This window comes from Shinella granuli (assembly GCF_004341885.1).
In the GTDB taxonomy this organism is placed as follows: domain Bacteria; phylum Pseudomonadota; class Alphaproteobacteria; order Rhizobiales; family Rhizobiaceae; genus Shinella; species Shinella granuli.
In genome coordinates, this window is sequence record NZ_SLVX01000014.1 from 1 (window position 1) to 12297 (window position 12297).

The window sequence follows — 12297 nt, forward strand, 5'->3', positions numbered from 1 at the left end:
GCTCGGGCTTAAGCCCTCCCGGCGGTCTCAGGCCGGCGCCGCAGTGGCCGACTTTTGCTCCGCCCCGTGGCCGGTTTTTACTCCGCCGTTGACAATCGTCCTTGCGCAACCCGTAATTTGTTTCGCCCATTGATGCGGCATATGCCGCCCGCCCTCGCATATTGATACCGGACGAACCGGTTCCCGCCCTTTTACGGCCTCCGAAAATTCTTGCCTTCGCACCGAGGGCTTCCCCCTCGCGCACGCGCACTGGTCGCAAGACTCCATTATGTGACTATAGGGCAACACTGGAAAGGCGAAGCTCCCCTGCGCTCGAATAAGCTCTTACCGCCACGCGTTTACGATGCAGACAGGTGGTGCACTGCCGTTCTAGACGTAGGGGAACGAAATGACGAACCTATCAGTCGTAAGGGCTTATCGAGATCATCCGGGGCGTGAGCTGTTGGCTCTTGTCCCGATCTATACGACCGTATCCGACGTGCCGGATCAGGTTTTCGTAGACGAAGCGAAACGAAGGCTGCAACCCAGGCTCCACGCCGCAGAGGTCGAGAAGATGCTCTTCAAAGTCGAGCACACGGGTCCGGCTTACCGGTGCGCTCCTGCTGGCTAGTCAACGAGTTTGCCCGTCCTGCCTCTCGCCATGAAGCTGGATGATCTGGTTGAGCAGTAGGGACCAATTCTCAGCTTCAACCTTGGATATGCCCCAGAGAAGATAGAACTTCCCGTCGACCTGGATTTCAGCAGGCCCACCGCGCTTGGCGTCTACAACGTGCCAAGCGCCATTCTCGTCCTGACCCAGGTGAAATCGAGAGAGGCTTTCCATCGACCGAGCATACACCCAGCGGAGCGCCTGAAGAAGGAGGCGAGGCATCCGCCCTTTGCCGTAGGGCGAGATGGCGGCTTCCCTTAAAACCAATGCCACGCCATCCAGAAGCAGGCGTAGGCAACGACGCCGATGACGAAGCAAAGCGCAATCTGCCGAGCCATGACGCAACACCTCCCCCTGTTCGACCAGGGAAGAATGGAACGTGTGACCGCGGGAGTCGAGATTATTCCTTGGTCGGCTTCACGAGCGAGATGACGCGCGGCTTCGATGGGGCATCAAGCCATTCGATCCACTTGTCCCTTTCCTCGATCGTGTCGAAGAACCGCCAGAGTTTGTAGCCTTCCTCCGTGGTCTCCAGCATCTCGCCAAGGGACACGAGTTCCAAAGGAAGCGCCACTTCATTGCCGTCGAAGCGCACGAAATAGATGCTCTCGGCAGCAAGGCGGATAACCTGCCCGGTGCCATAGCTTCCATCGAGGTCATCGACCGTGAAGTACATGCCGGTCAGTGTATCGAAGATTTTGTCGCTCATGGGTATCCAATGCCAGTCCTGAAAATGCCGGCACGAGAGATTTGCCGCAGGCCATCGCCAAAGGCAAGAGTGCGGCGGACGCCTATAGAAGCCGGTCTCAAACCACACGACGGCAATACCGCACGGTTGAGAAATGAGAGGATTTCCGCCGGCATGCGCGAGCGCCCCCCATGGGCGGCCGGAGAGAGGTACCCTCCGGGTGGGGAACTTAGAACGCCGAGCATGCCGGAGATCCAGGCGGCATCACATTTTCGATGGCACTTCCTCACCCGGCACGGGCGTAATGTCCGGGGCCTCTTCGGGCACGACATCCGGCACGGGCTCTTCAATCGGGCGCTCCGGAATATCGGGCAAAGAGTCTGGTGTCTCTTCTGGGGGAACTTCCAGGGGCTTCTTCGGGTCCTTCGGGTCACTGGCCATGGCAGTCTCCTTTCTGCCACACCAACCGCCCGCTGCCGGCATTGTTCCACGATGCGAGGCGCCTCTGGCGCGCTCGACCGAATGGGCTGAAGAAGAAAATTGGTTAGGTGGGAAGCGCGGGCTCGATACTTCAGCGAAGAATTTGCTCGTTGTCTTGCGGTTCACCTCGATACCATCGGCTGCTACGTCGAATGGATGCCGGGATACGTCCCTTGCCCAACTGACTGTTTCATAACGTCTGCTCTACCTTCCCAGGTCGATTTTTCGATCGCGGGGAGGCGGTAATGTCAACGTTGTGGAATGAAGTCCTGGAGCTTGTCAGAGCAAAAGGCAAAAATATTCAAGGCACGGAAGATGACGATCGGCTCGAGGGCGGCGGTGGCAACGACATCATCCGAGCCCGAGGCGGCGACGACGTTGTTAAAGGCGGAAAGGGCAACGACAACATCGACGGGGGCAGCGGTGACGATAAGCTTCACGGTAATGCCGGCAACGACAACATCAAAGGCGGGAGCGGCCGCGACGTAATCAAGGGAGATGCCGGCAACGACACGCTTTCCGGCGGAGCAGAGAACGACAAGCTGGAAGGTGGGGCTGGCAACGACGTCATCAAGGGGGATGCCGGGGATGACAAACTCTTCGGCGACAAGGGACGGGACATCCTGTCCGGCGGGACCGGAAATGACTCTCTGAGGGGTGGGGGTAATGACGACACACTTTCAGGTGGCGCAGGCGCGGATACCTTCATATTTGGCAAGAGGGAGGGTAACGATACAATCCGCGACTTCAAGGCCGGTACAGACCTCATCGACCTTCGCGGGCAAACATATACGGTCAGCGAGAACAAGGCTGGCTCCGCAGTGCTCGATCTCTCCGAAGGTGGCTCGGTCACCCTAAAGGGCATCGACATGGCCGACGTCAGTTCGGATTGGTTCATCATTGCATGAACGGTTCCAGGACGATTAACTCCCGTCTCCCATTGATATTCAAACGCTCTTGCGCCATCTGCCAAATCATCGGCCTTGTCGCCGCAGTCGGAACGGCACAAGGTTTCACGCAGGATTTCGATGCAAGCGGTCCGGGCGGCCCCAGGACAAGCCAGGATGACCCACAACAGGAAATCAACCGGCTGCGCGCTATCATACGGGAACTGGAGGCTGAGCTTGCAAGGCTGCGCGGCGCCAGGGCCAAGGAAGAGGTTTCAGACCGAAATACCGATCTGATCGGCACGTGGATGGGCACCGTCGCATGCGGACGACGCCAGTTTACCATCACCTTTTCCGTCGAGGAGCAATACGGCCGTATCGGGAAAGGGAAATGGAGCTATAGCGGCGCGGCACGCGGGACGGACGAGGCACAAATAAGCCCGCTGCCCACCCAGGACACGCTAAACTCCTACGCCATAGTCACCGCGCGGGCCGATACCTACGACTACATCGTCCAAATCGACGGGAACACAATCACCGGCAAAGCAAGCCGTCAGAACTGCCAGATTTATCTGGAGCGAGCATAGGCGGTAAATGCCAGTGACGCTCCTTGGCAGCGGGGATGCTTGTTTTGCAGGAAGCGCGCTCATGTGCTTCTGGGTCTTCGGATCCCACCGACCGATACCCTGTGCAATCGCTTCGCACTCGGCGAATGCCTCGACGAGATCGTTGCTGACGAAGCCATGATGTGGACTGCCACATGGTCATTATCGCGCGAGTTTGGAAGATGCCGGGCTTCATTCCGGCAGCTTTCTCGGCAGCCAGAGCCACGCGACGATACCGGCGATCAGCGTCAGCAGACCGCCGGCGCCGACCGCGATATGCAGGCCGGCGAGGAAGGCTTCCCTAGCTTGCGCGGCGGCTTCCGGGGCGATGCCCGCATGATCGAGCGTTTCATTGAGCGTGCCCGCCACGCCGGGACCGAATAAGCGGAAGCTGAGGGCCGCCAGCGATCCGAGCAGGGTGATGCCGAGTGCATTGCCCAACTCGTTGCTGGTTTCCGCGATCGATCCGGCCGCGCCGGCCCGCTCGGCCGGAACCGCCGACACCGCGACCTCGGCGACGAGGCTGAACGACAGCCCGTAGCCGATGCCGGCGATGACCGTCGAGGCGATGAAGGCCGCGACGCCGGCCTCGGCGCTGGTGAGCAGCAGCATGAAGACGCCGGCGCTGATGAGCAGATGCGTCGCCACGAGCGCCGCCTTGCGGCCGATCCACTCCACGATACGCGCGGTGCCCACGCAGGTCACGGTCAGCACGATGGCTCCCGGCAGCGTGAGCAGCGCGGTCGTGAACACGTCGAAGCCGAGCACCGTTTGCAGGTAGATGCCGGACAGGTAGCTGGCTGCGGACCAGACCACGAGGGACAGAAGGCCGGTCAGGATCGCTATGGAGAAGATGCGATCCCGGAACAGGCTAAGATCGAGCAGCGGGTAGTCGATGCGGGTCTGCCGGCGCAGGAACAGCGCGAGGGCGAGGATACCGATGATCCCGCCTGCCGACTGCATCGCCGTAAGGCCTTCGGCCGCGGCGGTCTTGAGCGACCATGTGAACAGCAGGATGCCGATGAACGACAGCAGGAGGCTCGGCAGGTCGATCCGGCCGTATGTTGTCGAGCGCACCTCGCGCAGCAGGATCGGCGCGACGATCAGGAAGGCGAGCACGACCGGGACGTTGATGAGGAAGACGACGCCCCACGCGAACTGGCGGAGCAGCATGCCGCCGATAAGGGGACCGACGGCAAAGCCGGCCGCGAACGTCGCCGCGAAGATGCCGATGGCCCGCGCGCGCAGACGCGGATCGGGAAACAGGGCGCTGACGATGGCAAGGCCGGACGGCAGCAAGGTCGCGCCGCCCAACCCCATCAGGGCCCGCGCGGCGATCAGCATCGACGGCGATTGCGACCAGGCTGCGCCGAGCGATCCTACGCCGAAGATCACCGCGCCGGCCATGATGAGCTTGAGCCGCCCGTAGCGATCGCCGATATTGCCGAAGGCGATCAGCAGCGAACCGACCACGAAGCCGTAGATGTCGAGAATCCAGAGCGCCTGGTCGGCGGACGGCCGCAGCGCGGAGGTGACGTGCGGCATGGCGAGGTAGAGAATAGAGCCGTCCATGGCGACGAGCAGGACGAGCGGCAGCACGGCCATGAGGCCGAGCCATGCGTTTCGATCCACGGAGCGGGGAAGTGTCATATCGGTCATCGGGCACGGATCCTCTGCGAGCGGCGCGCAGGCATGCCGCTTCGTTCGCCGGGCAAGGCCGGCGAGTGGTTGCGTTGGAAGGGTCTCTTCTATATACTTTTGGTAAGGTACTTTTGGTATATAGAAATGTCAAGCATGCCCGATGACGGTCAGATCGCCGCGAAGCGCGTTCGCCTCAGCCGCGAGCAGCGGCAGCGCCAGCTCCTCGATGTGGCGTGGCGGCTCGCGCGCGAGGAAGGCACCGACGCGCTGACGCTGCCGCGCATGGCGGAGGAGGCCGGTGTCACCAAGCCGGTGATCTACGACCATTTCGGCACGCGCAACGGCTTGCTGACCGCGCTCTATCAGGATTTCGACGCGCAGCAGACGGCGGTGATCGACGCCGCGCTCGAGGCCCGCGAACCGACCCTGGAAGGAACGGCGCGGGTCATCGCCTCGTCCTATGTCGAATGTGTGCTTGTCCAGGGCCGCGAGATTCCCGGCGTGCTGGCCGGGCTTGCCGGCTCCCCCGAGCTGGAGGCGGTGAAACGCGATTATCAACTGGTGTTCATCGAAAAATGCCGGAAGGCCCTGGCCCCGTTCACGGGGCAAAAGGGCATCCTGCAATCCGGCTTCTGGGCGATGCTCGGTGCGGCCGATGCCTTGTCCCATGCCGCCGCAACGGGCGAGATCACGGTCGAGCAGGCACAGGCCGAACTGTATGAGGTCATCGTGGCGATGGTCGCCAGGAGCCGTGGATAACCGTTAGCCGGCTATCGGCGGATCGAGCCGCGCAAAGCCCTCCTGCCGGCGATAGGGGAAATGGGGATAGGGCGCGGTGACGGCGCTGGCTTCGTCCAGCCTTGCCATCTGGTCTGGCGTCAGGCTCCAGCCGACCGCGCCGAGGTTCTGGCGAAGCTGTTCCTCGTTGCGCGCGCCGACGATGACCGAGGAGACGGTCGGGCGCTGCAGCAGCCAGTTGAGCGCGACTTGCGGCACTGTCCTGCCGGTTTCCTCGGCTATGGCGTCGAGCGCATCGATAACGCGATAGAGATGCTCGTCCTCCACCGGCGGGCCGAAACCGGCGGTCTCGTGCAGGCGGCTGCCCTCGGGCAACGGCGTTCCGCGCCGGATCTTCCCGGTCAGGCGTCCCCAGCCGAGTGGACTCCAGACCATCGCGCCAAGGCCCTGATCCGCGCCCAGCGGCATCAGATCCCATTCATAGTCGCGCCCGACCAGCGAGTAGTAGACCTGATTGGCGACATAACGCGGCCAGCCATGGCGGTCGGCGACGGCCAGCGATTTCATGATCTGCCAGCCGGAGAAATTGGAGACGCCGACATAGCGGACCTTGCCGGCGCGCACCAGCGTATCGAGCGTCGAAAGCACTTCCTCGACCGGCGTGCCGGCGTCGAAGGCGTGCAGTTGCAAAAGGTCGATATAGTCGGTCTGGAGGCGGCGCAGCGCATCCTCGACGGTCCGGATCAGCCGGAAGCGGGAGGAGCCCGCGTCGTTCGGGCCGTCGCCCATCGGCAGGCCGGTCTTGGTCGAGATCAGCACCGCATCGCGCCGGCCCTTGATCGCTTCGCCAAGCACGGCTTCCGAAGCGCCGTTGGAATAGACGTCGGCCGTGTCGAACAGGTTGACGCCGGCTTCCAGGCAGATGTCCACGAGGCGCCGGGCTTCGGCGGCATCCGAATTGCCCCAATTGCCGAACAGCGGGCCGGCGCCACCGAAGGTGCCCGCGCCGAAACTGAGGACCGGCACCTTGAGGCCGGATTTGCCGAGGGGGCGATAGTCCATGAAGAAGCTCCTTAGGGAAGGGGATTGCAGGCGGGCGTCAGCGGCGTGCTTGCCCGCCTCGATGATGTTTCCTTGCCTGGAAGATAGACGCTGCTTATTGGATGAAGTAGCCTGCGCTTGGGAACAGCATTCATGAATTGAATTCAATGAATGCCCATGGACCTCGTACTCGAAAAATTCGGCGACCCGCCGGGCGAAGTGCTGGAAAGGATCTGGTCGGACATGGGAAGCCCGCATCACAACCGGTCCGGGGAGATGGAAGTGTTCGTGCGCGTGGTCGAGCTCGGCGGCTTCTCGCCTGCTGCGCGTGCCGAACGCATGACGCCTTCGGCGGTCAGCAAGCTGATCGCGCGGCTGGAATCCCGGCTTGGCGCGCGGCTGCTCAACCGTTCGACACGCCAGCTCCAGCTCACGCCGGAAGGCTGCGCCTTCTATGAGCGGGCGACGCGCATTCTTGCCGATCTGGAGGATGCGGAACGGGTGGCCGGCGCCGGCGAACAGGCGGTGGGGCGCGTCCGCGTCAATACCAGCGCCTCCTATTTCAACCACATCCTCGCGCCCGCGCTGCCGGCGTTTCTGGGGCTCCATCCGGATGTCACGCTCGATATCGTTCAAACGGACGCGGTGGTCGACCTCCTGGCGGAGCGCACCGATGTCGCGATCCGGGCCGGGCCGCTGAAAAGTTCCAGCCTCGTCGCGCGCAAGCTCGGCGAGACGGCGCTGATCATCGTTGCCGCGCCGTCCTATCTGGAACGCTGCGGCGAGCCGCGCTCCATCGCCGATCTCGAACGGCACAATCGCCTCGGCTTCGGTTATGCCCGCGCGGTCGATGGCTGGCCGCTTCGGGAAGACGGCGAGACCATCGTCGTGCCGGCGACGGGCCGCGTGCAGGCGAGCGACGGTGAGGGCCTGCGCCATCTGGCGCTGGCCGGCGCCGGCCTCGCCCGCCTTGCCACCTTCACCGTGCGGGAAGACATCGCCGCCGGGCGGCTGGTGGCGGTCCTCCGCCATCTCGATGCCGGCGGGAAGGAGGCTTTCCATGCCGTCCATGTCGGCCAGGGCGGCCCGCTCCCCTCACGCGTCCGGGCGCTGCTCGACTTCCTCACGGACCATGGAAAGGTGTCCTGATCCGGCGCGTCAGCCGCGCCGGGCCGCCTCGATCACGGCGACGTCGATCTTCTTCATCTCCATCATCGCCTCGAAGGCGCGTTTGGCTTCATCGCCGCCGGCGGTCATCGCCTCGGTCAGCGTGCGTGGGGTGATCTGCCAGGAGATGCCCCATTTGTCCTTGCACCAGCCGCACACGCTCTCCTCGCCGCCATTGCCGACGATGGCGTTCCAGTAGCGGTCCGTCTCCTCCTGATCGTCCGTGGCGATCTGGAACGAGAAGGCTTCGCTGTGCTTGAAAACAGGTCCGCCATTGAGGCCGATGCAGGGAATGCCGGCGACGGTGAAATCGACCGTCAGCACGTCGCCGGCCTTGCCGGACGGGAAGTCGCTGGGCGCGCGGTGGACCGCGCCCACGAAGCTGTCGGGAAACGTCTCGGCGTAGAAGTTGGCCGCGGCCTCGGCATCCTTCTCGTACCAGAGGCATATGGTGTTCTTGGCGATCGTCATCTGCTTTTCCTTTCCTTTTCCTTCCGGTCCAAGCGCCGTGGCTACTGGTTGATCTCGGGCACGACGAGCTTCGTGAGCTTGTCCAGCGAGTCCTGCCAGCCGAGATAGCAGGCCTCGGCGGGGATGATGTCCGGCACGCCCTGCTGCTCGATGTTCACTTCCGTGCCGACCGAGACGGCCTTCAGCTCCAGCGTGACCTTCATCTCGCCCGGCAGGTTGGGGTCGTCGAAGCTGTCGGTGTAGACGAGGCGCTCGCCCGGGACGAGTTCCAGATAGGTGCCGCCGAAAAAGTGGCTCTCGCCTGTCGTGAAGTTCCGGAACGACATCCGGTGACGGCCGCCGACCTGCGCATCGAGCTCATGGACGGAGCAGAGGAACCCGTAGGGCGGAAGCCAGCTTGCCACCGCGTCCGGTTCGAGGAACGCGCGATAGAGCTTGTCGGGCTTGACGGCGATGACGCGGTGCAGGCGGATCGTGCTGGGCATGGTGTTCTCCTGTGGTTCGGTTTCATCGGTTTGTTCGATTCGCGGGCAGCCAATCGCCGCCCGATGCAGTTAAGACGAACGAAGCAGGGGGAGTCCGACATGACGTCGGAACAAGTTTGCCATCGGCGCGCGACCGGGGCCGTTTCGCTTCCCTTCCGGCAAAACAGAATCTTCCGGTTGCGCCCTTGCGTCATGCGCGCGATAGGCACATAAGCCTGCAAAATAATCATCTGCCTTTTTACGGTCAGGATCATCGTGGCCCCGCCTCAACACGATGCCCACAGAACGGGCAAACTGTCCAAATTTCGACTGTTCGCACCGATTCTTGCCGGCGCCACGCTCAAGGAGCGGCTGATCGGCTGCCTCGGGGCCTTGATCGGCATCTGCCTCACCGGCCTCGTCTGCGGCTTCGTCATGGGGCAGGATCCGCATCTGCCGCTGATCGTCGCGCCCATCGGCGCCTCCGCGGTCCTGCTCTTCGCCGTGCCCGCCAGCCCCCTCGCCCAGCCCTGGTCGATCGTCGGCGGCAACACGATCTCCGCCTTTGTCGGCGTCACCGTCACCACGCTGGTGAGGGATCCGGCCATCGCCATCGGCCTTGCCGTGGCGCTGGCGATCCTCGTCATGTCGCTGACCCGGTCGCTGCATCCCCCCGGCGGGGCGGCCGCGCTCACCGCCGTCATCGGCGGGGCGGCGGTCAGCCGGGCGGGTTTCTGGTTTCCGCTCGTGCCGATCGCGATCAACTCGCTGATCCTCGTGGCGCTCGGCATGATCTTCCACCGGCTGGCCGGGCGGCAATATCCGCACCGCCAGACGATTACGCCCGTCAACACGCACAAGACCGCCGATCCGCCGGCCGCCTTCCGCGTCGGTTTCAACACCGAGGACATCGACGCCGCCATCGCCAGCCTCAACGAGACGCTGGACATCAGCCGCGCCGACCTCGACACGCTGCTGCGCCAGGTCGAACAGCAGGCCCTGCTGCGCCAGCGCGGCGACCTGACCTCGGCCGACATCATGTCGCGCGACGTGGTGACGGTGGCGCGCGATGCGACGGCCGACGAGGCCCGCAGCCTCCTGCTCGATCACGACATCCGCACGCTGCCCGTGCTCGACGCCGACCGGCGCCTTCTCGGCACCGTGGGGCTGCGGGAACTGGCCGCCATGGCGCCGAACGCCCATCTGCCCGTCTCCGAGGCGGCGACCGCCCGCCCCTCGGACCCGGCTATCGGCCTCCTGCCGCGGCTGACGGACGGTTCCATCCATGCCGTCGTCGTCGTGGACGAGGAGCGCCGTGTGGTGGGCATCATTTCCCAGACCGATCTTCTGGCCACGCTCGCGAAAAGCCTCTCCCAGACCGGCCCGACGGGCCTGATGGGCGGCCACGGGCAGGGCATCTGACCATGCCCGGACGATGTCACCCGAGCCTGCCGGCGCCAGACCGGCGGCCTTTCCAAGAGATGTGAGACCGAGACGAAAGGAGTGTCGCCATGGCGACCGTCGACGAGAAGCTTGAACCGATCCTTGCCCAGGTGCTGCAGCGCAATCCTGCCGAACCGGAATTCCACCAGGCCGTGCGCGAGGTCCTGGAAAGCCTCGGACTCGTCGTCTCCAAACATCCCGACTACCTGACGGATGCGCTGATCGAGCGCATCTGCGAGCCGGAGCGCCAGATCATCTTCCGCGTGCCGTGGGTCGACGACAGGGGCCAGGTGCAGATCAACCGCGGCTTCCGCGTGCAGTTCAACTCGGCGCTGGGACCCTACAAGGGAGGCCTGCGCTTCCACCCGTCCGTCAATCTCGGCATCATCAAGTTCCTCGGCTTCGAGCAGATCTTCAAGAACGCGCTGACGGGCCTGCCGATCGGCGGCGGCAAGGGCGGCTCGGATTTCGACCCGAAGGGCCGCTCGGACGGCGAGATCATGCGCTTCTGCCAGTCCTTCATGACGGAGCTCCACCGCCATCTCGGCGAGCACACCGACGTGCCGGCCGGCGACATCGGCGTCAGCGGCCGCGAGATCGGCTGGATGTTCGGCCAGTACAAGCGCCTGACCAACCGCTTCGAGGCCGGCGTCTTCACCGGCAAGGGGCTGAGCTACGGCGGCTCGCTGGTGCGCAAGGAAGCGACCGGCTACGGCGCGGTCTATTTCACCCGGGCCATGCTCTCCACCAGGGGCACCGATTTCGAGGGCAAGCGGGTCACCGTCTCGGGCTCGGGCAATGTGGCGATCTACGCCATGGAGCAGGCCATCAAGTATGGCGCGAGGGTCGTCGCCTGCTCGGACAGCAGCGGCTACATCCATGATGAAGAGGGCATCGACCTTTCGCTCGTCAAGGAGATCAAGGAAGTGCGCCGCGAGCGCCTGTCGGAATATGCCCGCGCCAAGACGGCCGGCGTGCATTTCATCCCGGCCGGCAAGGGCTCGATCTGGGACGTGCCCTGCGACGTGGCGCTGCCCTGCGCCACGCAGAACGAGCTGTCCGGCAAGGACGCCAAGACGCTGGTCAAGAACGGCGTCATCGCCGTCGCCGAGGGCGCCAACATGCCCTCGACGCCGGAAGCCGTGCGGACCTTCCAGGAATCGGGCGTGCTCTTCGGCCCCGGCAAGGCGGCGAATGCCGGGGGCGTCGCCACCTCGGCGCTGGAAATGCAGCAGAATGCCAGCCGCGACAGCTGGAGCTTCGAGACGGCGCGCGAACGGCTCGGCCAGATCATGCAGGGCATCCACGACCGCTGCGCCGAGACGGCGGAGGAATATGGCGCCAAGGGCAACTACGTGCTCGGCGCCAACATTGCCGGCTTCACGCGCGTCGCCGAAGCCATGCGCGCGCAGGGCGTCATCTGATCGCCCTCGCCGCGCCTCAGGCAGCCGACGGCCCCGGACCCTGTCCGGGGCCGTTTTCATTGGCCGCCGTGAAGGCGCGCTCGGTGAGGCCGCCGGCGATGACCCGGAAGGGTGCGCGGGCCGCTTCTGCCGGCGCTTCCGGCACGGGGCCGCCGGCTGCCGGCTGGAACAGCACCTTTTCCAGGACGATCCAGTCGCGCCGGCCTTCCGGCCGGTCGAAGGTCATCGCCTGGCCTTCGCGCAGGCCGAGCAAGGCAAGGCCGTAGAAGGTCGTGACCGGCAGGAAGGCGCTGCCCGGCGCATAGGTGCCTGGCAGGCACAGCGTGCGGGTATCGCTGAGCCCGCTTTCGCAGCGGAACGTCACGCGCGCATCGATCATCGCGAGATCGGCGGGGATGCGCGCCCCGGCCGGCAGGCGGCCACCCGACAGCTTGCGCTTCAGCAGCGCCAGCCATTCCTGCGTCAGCGGCGGCCAGTCGCGCAGCATCTTTTCCAGAACATATCCATCTCTTGCCGTGAGCATAGCGGGATCCCGTCCCATAGCCATTCTCCATCCTGCCCGCGCGCAAGCGCGGCCTGAAAACCCATGGTGGAGACGC

At 64.4% G+C, this 12297-nt stretch carries 14 protein-coding genes; 6 read left to right on the top strand and 8 right to left on the bottom strand.

Going from position 1 to position 12297, the window contains the following annotated elements; genetic code table 11:
• Positions 1–610: 610 nt before the first annotated feature.
• The 3 genes from EV665_RS20050 to EV665_RS32375 form a co-directional block, all read right to left on the bottom strand.
• A complete protein-coding gene (locus EV665_RS20050) occupies positions 611–994 on the bottom strand; it encodes a hypothetical protein (RefSeq protein WP_133035434.1) in 384 nt (127 codons plus the stop codon).
• Between the two features lie 55 nt (positions 995–1049).
• A complete protein-coding gene (locus EV665_RS20055) occupies positions 1050–1358 on the bottom strand; it encodes a hypothetical protein (protein WP_064332196.1) in 309 nt (102 codons plus the stop codon).
• A 243-nt stretch (positions 1359–1601) separates the two neighbouring features.
• Complete coding sequence (locus EV665_RS32375; RefSeq protein WP_162853112.1) at positions 1602–1778, bottom strand: hypothetical protein; 177 nt, start codon at positions 1776–1778, stop codon at positions 1602–1604.
• Between the two features lie 284 nt (positions 1779–2062).
• Here EV665_RS32375 and EV665_RS20060 point away from each other — a divergent pair, with 284 nt between their 5' ends.
• Together EV665_RS20060 and EV665_RS20065 are read left to right on the top strand one after the other, a co-directional pair.
• On the top strand, positions 2063–2725 hold the full coding sequence (locus tag EV665_RS20060; protein ID WP_133035435.1) for a calcium-binding protein: 663 nt from the start codon (positions 2063–2065) through the stop codon (positions 2723–2725).
• Positions 2722–3291: a hypothetical protein gene (locus tag EV665_RS20065; RefSeq protein WP_133035436.1), complete on the top strand. Its 570-nt coding sequence runs from the start codon at positions 2722–2724 to the stop codon at positions 3289–3291. Before EV665_RS20060 ends, EV665_RS20065 begins: the two co-directional genes overlap by 4 nt.
• Positions 3292–3501: 210 nt before the next feature.
• Here the strand turns inward: EV665_RS20065 and EV665_RS20070 are convergent, their stop codons facing one another.
• A complete protein-coding gene (locus EV665_RS20070; RefSeq protein ID WP_133035437.1) occupies positions 3502–4968 on the bottom strand; it encodes an MFS transporter in 1467 nt (488 codons plus the stop codon).
• 126 nt (positions 4969–5094) lie between these two features.
• Here EV665_RS20070 and EV665_RS20075 point away from each other — a divergent pair, with 126 nt between their 5' ends.
• On the top strand, positions 5095–5709 hold the full coding sequence (locus tag EV665_RS20075; RefSeq protein WP_133035526.1) for a TetR/AcrR family transcriptional regulator: 615 nt from the start codon (positions 5095–5097) through the stop codon (positions 5707–5709).
• Between the two features lie 3 nt (positions 5710–5712).
• Here EV665_RS20075 and EV665_RS20080 read toward each other — a convergent pair whose 3' ends face one another.
• Positions 5713–6750 carry an aldo/keto reductase gene (locus EV665_RS20080; protein WP_133035438.1) on the bottom strand — a complete coding sequence of 346 codons (1038 nt, stop codon included), beginning with the start codon at positions 6748–6750 and terminating at the stop codon, positions 5713–5715.
• Positions 6751–6972: 222 nt separating this feature from the next.
• On the opposite strand from EV665_RS20080, the gene EV665_RS20085 reads away from it, so the two are divergent.
• Positions 6973–7878 carry a LysR family transcriptional regulator gene (locus tag EV665_RS20085; RefSeq protein ID WP_210234657.1) on the top strand — a complete coding sequence of 302 codons (906 nt, stop codon included), beginning with the start codon at positions 6973–6975 and terminating at the stop codon, positions 7876–7878.
• 9 nt (positions 7879–7887) lie between these two features.
• On the opposite strand, the gene EV665_RS20090 is transcribed toward EV665_RS20085, so the two are convergent.
• Positions 7888–8361 carry a VOC family protein gene (locus EV665_RS20090; protein WP_210234658.1) on the bottom strand — a complete coding sequence of 158 codons (474 nt, stop codon included), beginning with the start codon at positions 8359–8361 and terminating at the stop codon, positions 7888–7890.
• Positions 8362–8408: 47 nt separating this feature from the next.
• The gene (locus EV665_RS20095) at positions 8409–8852 is read right to left on the bottom strand and encodes an SRPBCC family protein (protein WP_133035440.1); all 444 of its coding nucleotides are present in this window, start codon (positions 8850–8852) and stop codon (positions 8409–8411) included.
• 249 nt (positions 8853–9101) lie between these two features.
• Here EV665_RS20095 and EV665_RS20100 point away from each other — a divergent pair, with 249 nt between their 5' ends.
• Together EV665_RS20100 and gdhA are read left to right on the top strand one after the other, a co-directional pair.
• Entirely contained in the window at positions 9102–10253 is a 1152-nt protein-coding gene (locus EV665_RS20100) for an HPP family protein (RefSeq protein ID WP_133035441.1), read from the top strand.
• 89 nt (positions 10254–10342) lie between these two features.
• Positions 10343–11698, top strand: a complete 1356-nt coding sequence (gdhA, locus tag EV665_RS20105) for an NADP-specific glutamate dehydrogenase (RefSeq protein WP_064332188.1) — start codon at positions 10343–10345, stop codon at positions 11696–11698.
• 16 nt (positions 11699–11714) lie between these two features.
• Here the strand turns inward: gdhA and EV665_RS20110 are convergent, their stop codons facing one another.
• Positions 11715–12221: a GreA/GreB family elongation factor gene (locus EV665_RS20110; RefSeq protein WP_133035442.1), complete on the bottom strand. Its 507-nt coding sequence runs from the start codon at positions 12219–12221 to the stop codon at positions 11715–11717.
• Positions 12222–12297 lie beyond the last annotated feature (76 nt).